This is a genomic window from Emcibacteraceae bacterium, from assembly GCA_041396985.1.
Taxonomy (GTDB): Bacteria; Pseudomonadota; Alphaproteobacteria; order Sphingomonadales; family Emcibacteraceae; genus Pseudemcibacter.
The window spans coordinates 405,821-420,395 of sequence record JAWKXO010000003.1 but is presented as its reverse complement, the minus strand read 5'-3'; the positions used below and the strand labels follow the sequence as shown (position 1 = coordinate 420,395).

19 protein-coding genes are annotated in these 14,575 nt (G+C 44.9%); 11 read left to right on the top strand and 8 right to left on the bottom strand.

The genetic code is table 11. The features are described 5' to 3' along the window. Positions 1-666, bottom strand: a complete 666-nt coding sequence (locus R3D86_10125; protein MEZ5758565.1) for a hypothetical protein — start codon at positions 664-666, stop codon at positions 1-3. A gap of 103 nt (positions 667-769) precedes the next feature. Here R3D86_10125 and R3D86_10120 point away from each other — a divergent pair, with 103 nt between their 5' ends. Continuing rightward, positions 770-1,831, top strand: a complete 1,062-nt coding sequence (locus R3D86_10120; protein MEZ5758564.1) for a maleylacetate reductase — start codon at positions 770-772, stop codon at positions 1,829-1,831. A gap of 6 nt (positions 1,832-1,837) precedes the next feature. Here R3D86_10120 and R3D86_10115 read toward each other — a convergent pair whose 3' ends face one another. From R3D86_10115 to R3D86_10095, 5 genes are all read right to left on the bottom strand, one after another. Beyond that, entirely contained in the window at positions 1,838-2,764 is a 927-nt protein-coding gene (locus tag R3D86_10115) for a flavin reductase (protein ID MEZ5758563.1), read from the bottom strand. 16 nt (positions 2,765-2,780) lie between these two features. Then, positions 2,781-3,395, bottom strand: coding sequence for an RraA family protein (locus R3D86_10110; GenBank protein ID MEZ5758562.1), 615 nt, complete (start codon positions 3,393-3,395; stop codon positions 2,781-2,783). 2 nt (positions 3,396-3,397) lie between these two features. Further along, entirely contained in the window at positions 3,398-4,048 is a 651-nt protein-coding gene (locus R3D86_10105) for an RraA family protein (protein MEZ5758561.1), read from the bottom strand. Positions 4,049-4,071: 23 nt separating this feature from the next. After that, complete coding sequence (locus tag R3D86_10100; GenBank protein MEZ5758560.1) at positions 4,072-5,085, bottom strand: hypothetical protein; 1,014 nt, start codon at positions 5,083-5,085, stop codon at positions 4,072-4,074. 68 nt (positions 5,086-5,153) lie between these two features. Beyond that, positions 5,154-5,498 (bottom strand): MarR family winged helix-turn-helix transcriptional regulator, encoded by a 345-nt coding sequence (locus R3D86_10095; protein ID MEZ5758559.1) that lies wholly within the window; start codon positions 5,496-5,498, stop codon positions 5,154-5,156. A 172-nt stretch (positions 5,499-5,670) separates the two neighbouring features. Here R3D86_10095 and R3D86_10090 point away from each other — a divergent pair, with 172 nt between their 5' ends. The 4 genes from R3D86_10090 to R3D86_10075 all read left to right on the top strand — a co-directional run bounded on the left by R3D86_10090 (position 5,671) and on the right by R3D86_10075 (position 9,078). After that, entirely contained in the window at positions 5,671-6,141 is a 471-nt protein-coding gene (locus R3D86_10090) for a YaiI/YqxD family protein (GenBank protein MEZ5758558.1), read from the top strand. A 64-nt stretch (positions 6,142-6,205) separates the two neighbouring features. Then, entirely contained in the window at positions 6,206-7,717 is a 1,512-nt protein-coding gene (xylB, locus tag R3D86_10085; protein ID MEZ5758557.1) for a xylulokinase, read from the top strand. A gap of 18 nt (positions 7,718-7,735) precedes the next feature. Further along, positions 7,736-8,161, top strand: a complete 426-nt coding sequence (locus R3D86_10080) for a hypothetical protein (protein ID MEZ5758556.1) — start codon at positions 7,736-7,738, stop codon at positions 8,159-8,161. Beyond that, a complete protein-coding gene (locus R3D86_10075) occupies positions 8,119-9,078 on the top strand; it encodes a xylose isomerase (GenBank protein ID MEZ5758555.1) in 960 nt (319 codons plus the stop codon). Before R3D86_10080 ends, R3D86_10075 begins: the two co-directional genes overlap by 43 nt. Before the next feature lie 14 nt (positions 9,079-9,092). Here R3D86_10075 and bla read toward each other — a convergent pair whose 3' ends face one another. Both bla and R3D86_10065 read right to left on the bottom strand, forming a co-directional pair. Then, positions 9,093-9,980, bottom strand: coding sequence for a class A beta-lactamase (gene bla / locus R3D86_10070; protein MEZ5758554.1), 888 nt, complete (start codon positions 9,978-9,980; stop codon positions 9,093-9,095). A 117-nt stretch (positions 9,981-10,097) separates the two neighbouring features. Beyond that, positions 10,098-10,691, bottom strand: a complete 594-nt coding sequence (locus tag R3D86_10065) for a TetR/AcrR family transcriptional regulator (GenBank protein ID MEZ5758553.1) — start codon at positions 10,689-10,691, stop codon at positions 10,098-10,100. Between the two features lie 106 nt (positions 10,692-10,797). Here R3D86_10065 and R3D86_10060 point away from each other — a divergent pair, with 106 nt between their 5' ends. The 6 genes from R3D86_10060 to R3D86_10035 are packed head-to-tail and all read left to right on the top strand — an operon-like array spanning position 10,798 to position 14,566. After that, entirely contained in the window at positions 10,798-11,445 is a 648-nt protein-coding gene (locus R3D86_10060) for a DUF899 domain-containing protein (GenBank protein MEZ5758552.1), read from the top strand. Positions 11,446-11,472: 27 nt separating this feature from the next. Further along, positions 11,473-12,021: an SRPBCC family protein gene (locus tag R3D86_10055; protein MEZ5758551.1), complete on the top strand. Its 549-nt coding sequence runs from the start codon at positions 11,473-11,475 to the stop codon at positions 12,019-12,021. A gap of 1 nt (position 12,022) precedes the next feature. Then, positions 12,023-12,385: a DUF1428 domain-containing protein gene (locus tag R3D86_10050; protein MEZ5758550.1), complete on the top strand. Its 363-nt coding sequence runs from the start codon at positions 12,023-12,025 to the stop codon at positions 12,383-12,385. A gap of 30 nt (positions 12,386-12,415) precedes the next feature. Beyond that, positions 12,416-12,889 carry a VOC family protein gene (locus R3D86_10045; protein ID MEZ5758549.1) on the top strand — a complete coding sequence of 158 codons (474 nt, stop codon included), beginning with the start codon at positions 12,416-12,418 and terminating at the stop codon, positions 12,887-12,889. Positions 12,890-12,901: 12 nt separating this feature from the next. Next, entirely contained in the window at positions 12,902-13,303 is a 402-nt protein-coding gene (locus R3D86_10040; protein MEZ5758548.1) for a VOC family protein, read from the top strand. A gap of 24 nt (positions 13,304-13,327) precedes the next feature. After that, entirely contained in the window at positions 13,328-14,566 is a 1,239-nt protein-coding gene (locus tag R3D86_10035) for a multidrug effflux MFS transporter (protein MEZ5758547.1), read from the top strand. The last annotated feature ends 9 nt before the right edge of the window (positions 14,567-14,575 follow it).

Sequence of the window (14,575 nt, the reverse complement as noted above, 5' to 3'; positions counted from 1 at the left end):
CTACTTACCCATGTCATCCAGCATATTTTCATAGTTTGATCCCATAACTGTTCCGACAGGCGTTCCTGAGCGCACCGCTTCTGTCATAAGCTTTTCTTTTGCCACTATGCGTTCGGCAATTTTGATCACCTCTTCCGCGCGTGCTTCGGGAATAAAAACCACAGCACTGCCATCGGCAATAACATAATCACCCGGACTGACGGAGACATCCCCCACTTTGATCGGCTGATTGAAACATTGTTCATAAACCCGTCCCCTTGCCGTCCGTGCCGTGTGACCACGTGCATAAACACTAAAACCCAGCCCGGCTGCCTCATCAATATCACGGGCGGGTCCTTCAACGATCACCCCTTCGATACCGTTATACTGAGCCGCATTGGAAAGAACACCGCCCCATCCGGCTGCATCAATCCCGGTACTTTGCTGAATAACAATAATATTACCCGCTTTTCCGCTTTCAATGGCACCCGAGCAAAGATGTCTGGCACTTCCCCCGTCAGGGGCTTTGCTACCAAGCTCAACAGTCAGGGCACGACCAACAATTTTATTTTTTGTTGTCTGGTTTGTAATGCCTGTTACTTCCCCCGGAAGCCCAAGACTATCCATCGCATCCGATACTGCACAACTGTCCATTTTTTTCAGGCGGTCCAGTAGATCATTGCTCATTTATCATTCCATTTCTATAATTTAGAGAAAAATATTGTCACTTGTTTAATGTTATTATAATAATACCTAATGAATATCCGCTGTCAAGCTTGGGAACAAAGAAATGCAGTTTGAATATACCCCCATTCCGACCAGAGCCGTCTTCGCTGAAAATGCCGCTTTAAAGCTGAAAGACGAAGTGGAAAGGCTTGGCTGCAGTCGGGTTATGATTGCCTGCTCCGCGGGGATGGTCAAGCGGATTAATCATATCATTGAAAGTCTGGAATCAGTGTGTGTGGCCCTTTATGACGGTGCAAAGCCCCATTGCCCGGAACATGTCGCCATGGAAGCGCTTGATCTTTATAACAAAAAAAACGCAGATTGCATTGTTGCCATAGGTGGCGGTTCAACGATTGGTATCGGCAAGGCCATTGCCCTTAGAACCGATGCTAAATTTATTGTTGTTGCTACCACCCCGTGCGGTTCGGAAAGCACACCAATTTATGGCATGCTGATCGGGAACCATAAAAAAACCGGCCGCGACTCTAAGGTTATTGCCAGAACCACTATTTATGATCCGATACTGACAACTGGGCTTAACGCCCACCTTACCGGCACGATCGGCATGAACAGCCTCGCCCATTGTGTGGAAGCACTTTATGCAAAGGATCAAAGTCCGGTTTCTGACCTCTATGCCATAGAAGGAATTGCTTCACTGACAAAAGGAATAAAAGGCAGTATTTTAAATCCTAATGACCTAAGCGCCCGGGCACAGGTGCTTTATGGTGGCATGCTGAGCGGCTATTGCGTTAATCTTGCCGGCATCGCCATTCATCATAAAATATGTCATGTGCTTGGTGGGCATCATGGCATTCCGCATGGGGAATCAAACAGTGTGATCCTGCCTTATGCTGTTGCCTATAATGAAACGTCATCTCCATCAGCAATGGAAAAAATAAAGACCGCCATGGGCACGAAAAGCGCATCGGGCGGTATATATGATTTCGCCCGTGATATTAATGTTCCGGGAAGTCTTAAAGATCTGGGAATGAGGGAAGAGCATCTTGATATCGCCGCCAAAGAAACAGTTGAAACCACGCCTTTTAACCCAAAGAAGGTGGATTTTGAATCCGTCAGGGCACTGTTGAAGCAGGCTTATGAAGGCAACCGTCCAATAGCTTTCTAAAAGAAATTAAAGATTATTCCGGTAAATAAGCTTTCGCAGCATTGATTTAAGAAGTTCAATATCCTGCTCGCTGTATCCATCAAGGACTTCTTTTTCAAATCGTTCTGCCCTTCTTTGAACATTATCAAGATGATCCCGGCCTTTGTCGGAAAGCACCAGTTTATCATTTTCTATTTTTTTAAGATGACCATTATCACAAAGCCAGTTTACCGACATCGCAACAGACGCCATATCAACGCGGATGGCATCACTTAGTTCCCGTACGGTCAGTTCAGGTGAGTGACTCAAATGAACCAGAATACGTGCATGGGCAACTGGAATTCCTTCATCAAGAAGCTCCTGATAAAACGGGTCGGAAATTTCCCAATAGCTTCTAAGCAGTAGCGGCACAATAAATTCATCATTGCTTGATCGCTCGTCCGCCGGCGGTTCTGCCATTTTGACACCCGGATGACGGGCTGCCACAGAATATTGGCCATTACTGTAAAGAAGCGGTTTTTTATCACAGGTATCAAAATGCTCAACCTCACCAATAAAAATAAGATGGTCACCCCCTTCATAGGTACCAACATTCTTACAGACAAGATGGGCAACTGTCCCTGCCAGCAGGGGCAAGCCAAACTCGCTGTCCACCAGTTCAACATCCTTAAATTTATCATCACAGGGGCGGGCAAAATTATTGGAAATATCCATCTGATCGGAAGCAAGGACATTGACAGCAAAATGACTGGCTTTTTTTAATGCGTCAAGATTGTTGGACCTTTTATCCAGGCTCCAGAGGATCATTGGCGGATCAAGACTTAAAGAACTGAAGGAATTTACAGTCAGGCCGATTTTTGTGCCATCAGGGGCAAGGGCGGTGATGACAGTAATCCCCGTTGCAAATTTTCCAAAACAATTACGAAGTACCCTGACATCAACATCACTATTCATATTTTATCCTCAAGTCTCAGGGAAACTTATAAATTTCCAGACTGCTTTCACCTGCCTTAAGACGTTTTCTGACGTCCTTTTCCTTATCTTCACGGGTTTTGGATGCCGCAATCACCTGCTCTAGCTTTGCTGCCGGTATAACAACCACACCATCCCGATCCCCTACGATAACATCACCGGCATTTATTTCAATATCACCGATCATAATCTTGTTGCCTATTGACCCACCCCGCATTTTTCCGGTGCCCAGAATATTAAGTCCGCGGGCAAAAATTGGAAAGTCTAATGCATCAATATCATCAGCATCACGGACACAGCCATCGAGCACCAGTCCCTTAATGCCCCTTTCCTGTGCTGCGCTGGTCAGGATATCCCCCCAATAACCGGCATCCCTCATCCCTTCAATACTGCCGACCAGAATATCGCCGGGCTTCGCCTGATAAATTGCTTCATGAAGATTAATATTGCTTCTTGCCAGACAATGAAGGGGAAAAACAGGACCACAAAGTTTCATATTTTTTGAAATCGGTTTTATATTGCCCGGCAAAGCACCGATCTGTCCCGCCGCTTCATGAATGGTTGCTGTACCATACGCCCCTAACGCTTGTATTAATTGATGGTCAGGACGCATGATTATTCTTCCCGGGTCTGAAGACTATGATATTTATTAAGCTCACGTGCCTCGTCAAGCCGCATCCCTTTTTGAAGGGCTGCTCTAATCTTTTCCTCTGCCGCTTCAATGGCTTCGGCGGCTGCAAGCACCCTTTCCTCATGCTCTTTGGGAATAACCACAACGCCGTCACTGTCACCGCGCATCAGGTCCCCCGGATGCACTTTTGCATTGCCAATATTTACAGGAACATTGGTTGCATCGACCTGTACACGGTCTTTTCCAGTGCGCATGGAATAGCTGCGGCTGTAAACCGGATAGCCAAGCTTCAGGCACATATGGACATCGCGGCAGGCTCCATCTATCACCGTTCCTGCAACGCCATTTTTATGGGCAAGATAGGTCAGAATATCACCCCATACTGTTGCATCCTCGCGACCCCCATTATCCAACACAACGACGCTACCCGGTTCAAGATCATCGATATAATCGCCAACCGTTCCCGGATTGACATCTGCCGGGCCATATAGAATTGTAAAAGCGCGTCCCGTCATTCTGAAATTATGATCGCGTGGTTTTATGCCAAGACACTGACCTTTGATCCCCAGTTTATCCAGAGCATCGCTGATTGTTGCCGTATCAAGTTTGGAAGCACGCTCTACTGCCTGATCCATTTATCACTCTCCAAATCTAAAAATTATCGCCAGTAGACGAAACCATTTGCGGTTCCTGTTCCAGCTTCTGACCGGTAACATGGAACATAATCAACCAGTTCACCATCCAGATCAGTATCAAATAAAATACCTGCGGCCGCAATCCAGTTTTTAAGCTCAGACGTTCCGGTTTGAAAATAACCCTCTTCCAATGAAATGAGTGTTTTTGCATCTCTTTCCCTGATCGCTTTAATGAACAGCTGGTCCAGATTCTCATCAATGACAAAATGGCTCATGCCGCCGGAACCGAATACTGCTACCTTTAAATCACTGTCCCAATTTCTAATGGCCTTGCCAATGGTTCGACCGAAATCAAAGCATCTTTTAGCACTCGGCTGATTTGGCGGGAAAAACGTATTGGTGATAACGGGAACGTTTGGCACCACATTATCCCTCATGACCTGACGGTAGATATATCCAAAAGCATGACCAACACCGGAGGACCAGTGGTTTTCATGGCGGGGAATTTTAGTCATCTGTGCCACATCAAACCCGTCTTTTGTTGACTGCTCAATGATCAGTCGGCTTAATTCCACCTGTCCCGGATATTCAGTATATTTTGCCGGATTATGGCCGCTTTCCGCTTCATGAATACCCGGTGCCATAAGGGGGATTTGCGCTTCATTTGCCGGTTCATTAAATAATGTTTCACCGCTGAATACTGTAAAGGCCGGGATTAATTCATCGGTAAAAATCTCTTTCTGATCATTGCCCATTATAACGGCAACATCCGGTTTTACCTCATCCCAGATATCCGCCATCCGGGTAATGGCCTGCTGACAGCGACCATGTCTTAAAGTACGCTCTTTTAAGGATGCCTGCTCACCCAAATTTTCATTTTTCCTGAGTTCTTTAAGCTCATCAAATGAATAATTGCCTAGACGAAACGGATGTGACGGGCGGTTCTGATCCGCCTTTACCCGCATCAGCCATTGTTCCGGTGTTGTTGACAAGGTGGGTCCGTGCGACGTCCACATTCCAAGTACGATTTCTGCCATGCTAAACTTTCCTGATAAAATAATGTTATTATAATAACAGTAAAATCGATAGAGTCAACGCATTCACGTTATAAAAGACGCCTCAGATAGTCCATAAACTGTTCCTGTTCCTCCGGGGATAGTGGTGCCAATGTTTCCTTATTTGCTTCGGCACCAAGCGGGATAACCATATCAACAATTTTCTGCCCTTCATCTGTCAGATCAAGTATATGGAGCCCAGGTCCCTCATCGACAAACTTGGACGTTATCATTCCTTTTTTTAATAGCCGGTCCACCAGGCCATGAACATTTCCCGGTTCCATACCAATGCGGCGGCCAAGTTTATTTTGTGATGTCGGTCCAAGTTTTCTTAAGGATGTCATTGCCGCAGTCTGCATCGGGCTTAACCCGGTTTCGGCAATTTTCTTTTGCATTCTGCCACGTGCTTTATGGAATACGCGCCTTAAAAGGTGTCCTACCTGATTTTCCAAACCTGATTTTTCAATATTTTTTTTCCGGGCCAATGCTTGTCTCGCTATATTATGATCAATACTGTATATGAATATGTTAATAATAACCGGGTATGATTGAAAGTTCAAAAAAAGAATGACCCAGCAAAGCCATAAAATATCAATATATGTTGATGCGGATGCCTGCCCGGTCAAGGAAGAAATTCTAAAAGTGGCCTATCGCCATAACACGCCTGTGTTTCTAGTCAGTAATCAGTGGATGAGAATTGATGCAGGTCCGCTCGTGCAAAAAATTGTCGTATCCGAAGGCGCTGACCAGGCTGATAACTGGATTGCCGAACATATCGGTAAAAATGATATCGTTGTTACGGCCGATATCCCCCTGGCAAAAAGATGCCTTGATGCCGGTGCCATTGCCATTGGACCAACGGGCAAACTCTTTTCAGCTGATAATATTGGCATGGCCGTTGCCATGCGGGAATTAAAAGCCCATTTGCGGGAAACAGGAGAAAGCAAAGGACATAACCCCAGCTTCACGAAAGCCGACAGGTCAAATTTCCTTCATGAACTGGATCGGCAGATTTGTCAGCTTTCAAAACAATCTTAAATCTCCGCTTGTCCATAAAGAATTGCTGGGATAATTTTAAAAAACACAAAATTCGGGGACTGTAGTGACTGCAACACAAAAAACAATCTTGGGAATAGATCTGGGCACGCAGAGCGTCAAGCTAATGGTCTATTGCCCTGACAGGAAGAAAATTCTGGCTGAAAAAACCCATCCTTTTGACATTATAGCCAAACCCGACGGCACGATGGAACAATTGGCCGAATGGTGGGTGAGCGGTATAAAGGATTGCATAAATGCAATTGATCCAGAGATCAAAAAAACGGTCGTTGCCATTGGTGTATCCGGGCAGCAACACGGGTTCGTACCACTGGATGGGGAAGGAAATGTTCTTTTTCCGGTAAAATTATGGTGTGACACGTCAACCAGTGAAGAATGTTATGAAATTATGGAGGCAATGGGCGGTGAGCAGGAATGTGTTCGGATCACCGGAAACTCTATAGCGGTTGGATATACGGCATCCAAAATTCTCTGGCTTAAAAAATTTCAGCCGGAAGCCTATGAAAAAATGGCCACTATTCTGCTGCCCCATGATTATATTAATTTTTATCTGACCGGAAAGCGGACCATGGAATGCGGGGATGCCTCCGGTACCGGACTGCTTGATGTAAGAAACAGACGCTGGAGCCGCGCCGTTCTTAAAGCCCTTGATCCGGACCGTGATTTAATGGACTGCCTGCCGCCACTCATTAAGGCGGATGATATTGTCGGAACACTCAATGAGGATATCGCCGCTCAACTTGGTTTAAATCCTGAAGTGGTGGTCAGCGCCGGCGGCGGAGATAATATGATGGCGGCGATTGGTACCGGCAATAGTGAACCCGGCAAACTGACCGCCAGTCTCGGTACATCCGGCACATTATTTGCCTATCATGACCAACCCGCCATTGATCCGGATGGGGAGCTAGCCGCCTTTTGTTCTTCAAACGGCGGTTGGCTGCCGCTTTTATGCACCATGAACTGCACAGTCGCCACAGAACAGATGCGGGACCTTCTTGAAGTGGATTTGCTGGAAATGGAAAAACTGGCGTCCTTTATCCCGCCGGGAGCGGATGGGGTCATTACAATACCCTTTTTTTATGGGGAAAGGACACCGGCCCTGCCCAAGGCCAAAGCATCCATATTTGGACTGACGCCGCAAAATACAACCAATGCCCATCTTATCCGTTCCGCCATGGAAGCGGGTATATTTAATCTTAAGGCAGGGCTTGACGCTTTCAAACGCTGCGGTATGGAATTTAAGGAAGTCACCCTGACTGGCGGCGGCAGCAAAAGTGCCTTATGGCGGCAGATTTGCGCTGACATTTTAAACCTGCCGGTCCGGATTCTCGAACAACAGGAAAATGCCGCATTCGGTGCTATTTTGCAGGCATATTGGGCCTATAGAAATTATACCGGCAACCCCATAACGCTTAATCAAATCATCAAGGATCACTTAAGCAAAAATAAAGGCAAGCACTGTACCCCGGATATTGAAAATGTCGCACAATATGAAAAAATCTATCAGGACTATCAATCATTTGTAAAACTGATTACCCTTCATTACGGAAAGTCATAAAAGCAGGAAACAAATAAAATGAGCAATATATTTATCGGCGATAAAGAATATTTCAAAGGCATTTCAAAAATCGGCTATGAAGGACCGACGTCAGATAATCCGCTCGCTTTTAAATTTTATGATGCAAATAAGAAAATCGGCGACAAAACCATGGCTGAACATTTACGCTTTGCTGTTTGTTACTGGCATACGTTCTGCGGGACAGGTGCGGACCCGTTTGGCCCCGGCACTCAGGTTTTTGAATGGGACGTTTCGCCCGATTCCCTGACCGCAGCCTGTCATAAACTGGATGCCGCTTTTGAGCTTTTTACCAAACTTGGGGTTCCCTATTACTGTTTTCACGATATTGACCTAGCCCCCGATGCCAGCAGTGTTCTTGAACGCGAAAAAACCTTAGCCATATGGTCTCGCTTGCCAAAGAACGGCAGCGTGAAACAGGAATGAAGCTGCTTTGGGGGACAGCCAATGTCTTCAGCAACCCGCGTTATATGAACGGCGCCTCAACCAATCCTGATTTTAAAGTTCTGACCCATGCCGCAGCGCAGGTAAAAGGCGCCATTGATGCCACCATAGAACTGGGCGGCGAAAATTATGTGTTCTGGGGCGGTCGCGAGGGGTATATGTGCCTGCAAAATACCGACACCAGACGCGAGCTCGAGCACCTTGCAACTTTTCTTACAACCGCCCGAGATTATGGACGCGCCAATGGCTTTAAGGGAACATTCCTGATTGAACCAAAACCGATGGAACCAACAAAGCACCAATATGATTTTGACGCTCAGACAGTTATCGGTTTCCTGCGCCATCATGGCCTTGATCAGGATTTCAAACTGAATATCGAAGCCAATCATGCCACCCTGGCCGGACATACTTTTGCGCATGATCTTCAGATGTGTGCCGATGCCGGACTGCTCGGCAGCATTGATGCCAATCGTGGTGATCCTCAAAATGGCTGGGATACGGACCAGTTCCCGGTCGATATGTATGACACGGTTCATGCGATGATGGTGGTTCTCGCATCCGGTGGCCTTGGCTCAGGAGGGCTCAATTTTGATGCCAAAACCCGCCGTGAAAGCACAGACATGGAGGATATCTTCATTGCCCATATCGGTGGCATGGACAGTTTCGCCCGCGGCCTTGAAATAGCGCACCGCATACTTAATGATAGCGCATTGCCAGCACACAAAGCAGCCCGTTATAAGAGCTATGACAGTGGCAAGGGGGCAGACTTCGAGGCCGGAAAATTATCGCTCTCAGACCTGCGTGATCTGGCCGTTGAATATGGTGAGCCGGAAAGAATAAGCTCCAAGCAGGAATGGTACGAAAATGTGATTAACCAGTATATGTTAAGCGCTAAATAGAGTACTTCAAGGCTCTAACCTGTCAATAAAACCCGGGTTGCATCGGCAACAACCTCATTTACATTTGGGGCTTTTTCATCCGTATGCGCATAATAAACAGCCAATACAACCGGCGCGCCATTTACGGGCCAGATAACACCTATATCATTGGTTACCCCATATGAACCGCTACCGGTTTTATCACCGACAACCCAGCCTTTTGGAACACCTGCGCGTATGCGGGTATCCCCCGTTGTATTTCCTTTAAGCCACTCCTGTAAGTGCTTTTGCTGTTTATTGGGAAGCCCGTCACCAAGTACCAGTTTTTGAATGGATTTTGCCATCGCTCCCGGTGTCGTCGTATCACGCGGATCACCCGGTATGGCGGAGTTGAGTTCAGTTTCCCAGCGGTCAAGCCGGAACACTTCATCACCAATTGAACGGGCAAATTGAGTGACGGCCTCCGGCCCGCCCAGATGTTTTATGAGAAGATTGGCCGCCGTATTATCACTATATTGCACCGCAGCGGCACAAAGCTCGGCAATGGTCATACCATCATCAAAATGCTTCTCGGTAATTGGAGAATAAGTCACTTTATCAGCTTCGCTATAGTTAACCCGCATATTTAGCATATCTGGATTTGATATGCTTTCCTGCAAAATTGCCGAAGCAAGCATGAGTTTGAAAGTGCTGCAAAAGGGAAAACGTTCATCGCCGCGATGATTTATTATACTGTTATCGCCGGTATTTATCATGGAAATGCCAAGTCTTCCGCCATATATTTTTTCAAGATCGCTGAGTTTTTTATGAATTTCCGTATTATTATCTTCCTGAGCACTGGCAATTAAAGACAGTCCAAATCCATAAAACGGCATCGTTAAACTGAATGCTAATAACGAGCGGCGCAGCGGCACATGTTTCATATTTTTCTCCAAATCAAAGTTATCAATCCATACCCTATAGAATTATATAATGATTGGGAAATTTTTATGGCACTGAATAATAATTTTATTTGCTGAATTTGGATCTTCAAAACAAAGTCAGTCAACAAAAGGCCAGTTTCTCATGGCTATATCAACGACTTTCATCAGCTCCTTCTTGCCGACACCACTTTTTGCCTGAACGGCAAGGCCGGAATTTAAAGTCATGATGTAACAGGCCAGACTTTTCGGGTCCACCTCAGGCGATAAGTCACCCTCTTTAATGGCTTGTGCGAAGCGTTCAGCCATCCATTTTGGCGGCGTTTGCCGCATTTCATCCATTCTTTTTTTGATATGATCTGAATCGGAGCTGGTAACAAGTGCCCCTAAAATCACCATACATCCATCAGGATGTTCCGGATTTGTAACAAGCTCGACTTCACCTTTTAAAATACTGTATGCCACTTCGCGGGCAGTCTTTTGTTTGAGCGAATCTATATAAATATGACCGCCTAAAAGGCTATATTTATCAAAAGCCGCCATAAACAGTTTTTCTTTGTTTCCAAAAGCAGAATAAAGACTTGGCACATTAATACCCATGGCTTCTGCCAATTTTGCGATAGAGACACCTTCGTACCCATGCTGCCAGAATAGCTTCATAGCTGTTTCAAGAGCGTCGTCCTTATCGAACTTTCTTGGCCTTCCTTTCGTCATATTACCTCTTTTGTAGTGATCATTACAAAAATGCTTGACAAACATTTAATGGCGCATTTATATAGTGATCGCTAAATAAATACAAGACATAAAAAAGGGTAAAATCATGGTGGAGTATATTGAGGCAACAAAAGAGGAATGGTTAAGGGCGAGAGAAGCGCATTTGATCGAAGAAAAGAAGCTGACCCGTGCCCTTGATGAGCTTGCGGAGAAGCGCCGCCGACTGCCATGGGTTAAAGTCACAAAGAATTATAATTTTGAAAGCAATGATGGTACATTGAGCCTTGGCGATCTTTTTGAAGGGCGTGATCAGCTTATTGTTTATCACCATATGTTAAAACCCGGTGATAAAAGTCCCTGTACAGGATGTGGGTTGGCGATGGATAATATGCCTAACCTTGCCCATATTAATGCCCGCAATACGACTTTTTGTGTTGTAGCCCGGGCACCAATCAATGAAATTGAAGCTTTCAAAAAAAGAATGGGTTGGAAGTTTCTCTGGGTTTCAACCATGGATGATTTCAATCCTGATTTTGATGTGCCGCAATATTTCGGACTTAATGTTTTTATACGTCATAAGGGTGAAATATTCAGGACCTATTTCACTAAGGGACGGGGCATGGATACACTTGGATCAACTTATGCCCTGCTTGATCTTACACCATATGGCCGGCAGGAAGACTGGCAAAATGTGCCAAAAGGAACACCGCAAACGCCCACATATGGTTGGTGTCGGCTCCATGATGAATATTAAAATTGATAATTAAAAAGGAAAAACAGGATGCTGAATTATATATTGATCGGACTGGCCGTTCTTATTGTCATTTTTCTGATAAAAATATTGTCAAAATCGACAGTTTTTAAAATTTCCCGCTCGAGGATCATAGAAGCTCCTGCCGACGTTATTTTTGAACAGATCAATAATTCCCGCAATTTTAATACCTGGAACCCTTGGATGCGCGCCGACCCTGAGGCAGAAATTACATATGAAGGGCCGGAATCCGGGGTGGGGGCAAGTTACAGCTGGAATGGCAAAAAGACCGGTATGGGCAGTGATACGATTGTAGAAAGCATCCCTCATGAAAAAGTGATGGTAAGACTGGAATTCATTAAACCATTTGCATCAACAAATAGGGCTGGTTTTACACTCACACCGGTGGGTAATGGCACAGAAGTAACCTGGAGCATGTGGTGGCAGCGAAATTTTCTTATGAAATTGATGCATACAGTTTTTAACGTCGAAAAAATGATGAATTCAAGCTTTGACAGCGGCCTTGAGAATTTAAACCAAATAATTATGAAACAAACACAAAATCAGGAAGGAAAATAACATGACCTATGTCGACGGGTTTGTTCTTGCCGTTAAAAAAGACCGGCTGGATGATTATAAAAAAATGGCTGAAATTGCTGGTAAAATCTGGCAGGAGCATGGTGCCATTTCCTATAGGGAATGTATTGGTGAAGATATGGAGGATAAAGGGTTCTGCCTGACTTTTCCGGCAGCATTTAATGTACCGGAAGACGAAATAGCCGTCTTTTCCTATATTGAATATAAGTCGCGCGAACACCGTGATGCAGTGAATGAAAAAGTCCACAATGATCCACGCCTAGCAGAAAGCTGTGACTTGGACAATATGCCTTTTGACTGTAAACGAATGGCCTATGGCGGATTTAAAACAATCGTTGAATTTTAGACTTTGATACTAATTTACCGGAAAGTGAAAATGTCGAAAATAACCCCATTCCTGTGGTTTGATCATCAGGCGGAAGACGCCGCGAACTTTTATCTGTCGATATTTAAAAATTCGAAAATCACTAACATTGCCCATTATGGAAAATCAGCAGAAGCAGTTACAGGCAAAAAGGCGGGAGAAGTTATGACCGTATCCTTTGAACTCGGCGGACAAAAATTTACTGCTCTCAATGGTGGTCCGCATTTCACCTTTTCACCGGCCATATCATTCATGATTGATTGTACTGATCAGGAAGAAGTCGACTATTATTGGGAAAAATTATCTGATGGTGGTGAACCTGGCCAGTGCGGCTGGCTCACCGACAAATTTGGTGTTTCATGGCAGGTTGTCCCGCGCATACTGGGTGATTTGATGAGCAGCGCCGACCCCAAAAAAGCTGAACAGGTGATGGCTGAAATGCTCAAAATGACCAAAATCGATATTGAAAAATTAAAAAACGCATAAAGGGTATTTAGTATGTCTCAAATGATTTTTATAAACCTTCCGGTAACCGATCTGAATAAATCCATGGATTTTTTTAAACAAATCGGCTATGGCTTTAACCCGCAATTTACCAATGAACACGGGGCCTGTATGATCGTCTCCGACACCATATTTGTGATGTTGCTGACACATGGGCATTATAAAAATTTCACAGACAAAGAAATTATCAATGCCCATCAGTCTTCAGAAGTGATGATTGCGCTCAACGCTGAGAATAAAGAAGCGGTAAATGAACTGGTGGATAAAGCGGTAAAAGCAGGTGGGCAGGAAATACGTGACCCGCAGGACTATGGGTTTATGTATCAGCGCAGCTTTGATGATCCGGACGGGCATACATGGGAAATTTTCTGGATGGATCCTGAGCATATTCAATAGTGGCTTAAAGATAGAAAAATAAAAATGGGTAATAGTAAGAATTATAAGATAGCCAATCCATCAAAAGTTGGTGAAAAGGAATTCATTGCATTAATGGCTGTGCTGATGTCAATCGTGGCCATTTCCATTGATGCAATGCTGCCTGCCCTTGGCATAATAGGAAATGATCTCAATGTTGAGCACGTAAACCAGCCTCAGCACATCATCAGTGTTATTTTCGCAGGTATGGCAATTGGTCAATTAATCAGTGGGCCGTTGTCGGACGCGATCGGCCGTAAAAAAATACTTTTTTACTGCATGATTTTTTATCTGTTGGGCAGTGTCATTTGCTTTAATGCACCCTCACTTGAAATAATGCTTGTTGGCCGTTTCATTCAGGGACTGGGTGCATCAGGACCGTATGTATCAACCATGTCCATTGTCCGTGATAAATATAGTGGTGCAGGAATGGCCAGAATTATGTCACTGGTCATGATGATTTTTATTATGACTCCGGCCCTTGCCCCAAGCCTTGGTCAAGGCATTTTATTTGCCGCATCGTGGCGATATATTTTTCTTTTCTATGTTTTTTATGCGGTCACGGTCCTCGCCTGGGTAACATTCCGGCTCGAAGAAACCCTTTCAGAAGAAAACCGAGTGCCTTATAAGGCCGTAAACCTCTATCACGGACTTTGTGCCGTCATCGGCAATAAGGCCACTGTCTGTTACACACTCGGCATGGGTTTAATGTTCAGCAGCATGATGGGTTATATCAATTCAAGCCGTCAGATATTTCAGGAAATATTTAATACAGGTGAAATGTTCGTGCTTTATTTCGGCGGCCTTGCGCTGACATTTGGTGTTGCCTCGCTTTTAAATTCAAACCTCGTCATGAAATATGGTATGCGCACTATCAGCAGACGGGCAATGACCGCAAATATGATTGCCTCTGCACTTTTCCTGATTTTGTTACTGAATATTGATATAAAGTTCTGGATGTTTCTTACTTTTGCCAGTTTCATGTTTTTTAATCTGGGCTTTATTTTCGGTAATTTAAATGCGCTCGCGATGGAACCGATGGGTCATATTGCCGGTATTGCCTCCGCGATCATCGGTTCGATTTCATTCATCATATCCATTATTGGCGGCACCATTATCGGGCAATATTATGACGGCTCTCTTCTTCCGGTCATAAGTGGTTTCCTTATTGCCTTTATGCTCACCTTGGTTCTATTTGTCATTGCAAATCGTTCGGTTGAAATCCCCTCGGAACAAAATTCATAGAAATGTTAT

Bases quoted from the DNA above. Each gene is read 5' to 3' on its own strand.
- R3D86_10125 (MEZ5758565.1), bottom strand. From the start codon at position 666: ATGAGCAATGATCTACTGGACCGCCTGAAAAAAATGGACAGTTGTGCA.
- R3D86_10120 (MEZ5758564.1), top strand. From the start codon at position 770: ATGCAGTTTGAATATACCCCCATTCCGACCAGAGCCGTCTTCGCTGAA.
- R3D86_10115 (MEZ5758563.1), bottom strand. From the start codon at position 2,764: ATGAATAGTGATGTTGATGTCAGGGTACTTCGTAATTGTTTTGGAAAA.
- R3D86_10110 (MEZ5758562.1), bottom strand. From the start codon at position 3,395: ATGCGTCCTGACCATCAATTAATACAAGCGTTAGGGGCGTATGGTACA.
- R3D86_10105 (MEZ5758561.1), bottom strand. From the start codon at position 4,048: ATGGATCAGGCAGTAGAGCGTGCTTCCAAACTTGATACGGCAACAATC.
- R3D86_10100 (MEZ5758560.1), bottom strand. From the start codon at position 5,085: ATGGCAGAAATCGTACTTGGAATGTGGACGTCGCACGGACCCACCTTG.
- R3D86_10095 (MEZ5758559.1), bottom strand. From the start codon at position 5,498: ATGCAAAAGAAAATTGCCGAAACCGGGTTAAGCCCGATGCAGACTGCG.
- R3D86_10090 (MEZ5758558.1), top strand. From the start codon at position 5,671: ATGACCCAGCAAAGCCATAAAATATCAATATATGTTGATGCGGATGCC.
- R3D86_10080 (MEZ5758556.1), top strand. From the start codon at position 7,736: ATGAGCAATATATTTATCGGCGATAAAGAATATTTCAAAGGCATTTCA.
- R3D86_10075 (MEZ5758555.1), top strand. From the start codon at position 8,119: ATGGTCTCGCTTGCCAAAGAACGGCAGCGTGAAACAGGAATGAAGCTG.
- bla (MEZ5758554.1), bottom strand. From the start codon at position 9,980: ATGAAACATGTGCCGCTGCGCCGCTCGTTATTAGCATTCAGTTTAACG.
- R3D86_10065 (MEZ5758553.1), bottom strand. From the start codon at position 10,691: ATGACGAAAGGAAGGCCAAGAAAGTTCGATAAGGACGACGCTCTTGAA.
- R3D86_10060 (MEZ5758552.1), top strand. From the start codon at position 10,798: ATGGTGGAGTATATTGAGGCAACAAAAGAGGAATGGTTAAGGGCGAGA.
- R3D86_10055 (MEZ5758551.1), top strand. From the start codon at position 11,473: ATGCTGAATTATATATTGATCGGACTGGCCGTTCTTATTGTCATTTTT.
- R3D86_10050 (MEZ5758550.1), top strand. From the start codon at position 12,023: ATGACCTATGTCGACGGGTTTGTTCTTGCCGTTAAAAAAGACCGGCTG.
- R3D86_10045 (MEZ5758549.1), top strand. From the start codon at position 12,416: ATGTCGAAAATAACCCCATTCCTGTGGTTTGATCATCAGGCGGAAGAC.
- R3D86_10040 (MEZ5758548.1), top strand. From the start codon at position 12,902: ATGTCTCAAATGATTTTTATAAACCTTCCGGTAACCGATCTGAATAAA.
- R3D86_10035 (MEZ5758547.1), top strand. From the start codon at position 13,328: ATGGGTAATAGTAAGAATTATAAGATAGCCAATCCATCAAAAGTTGGT.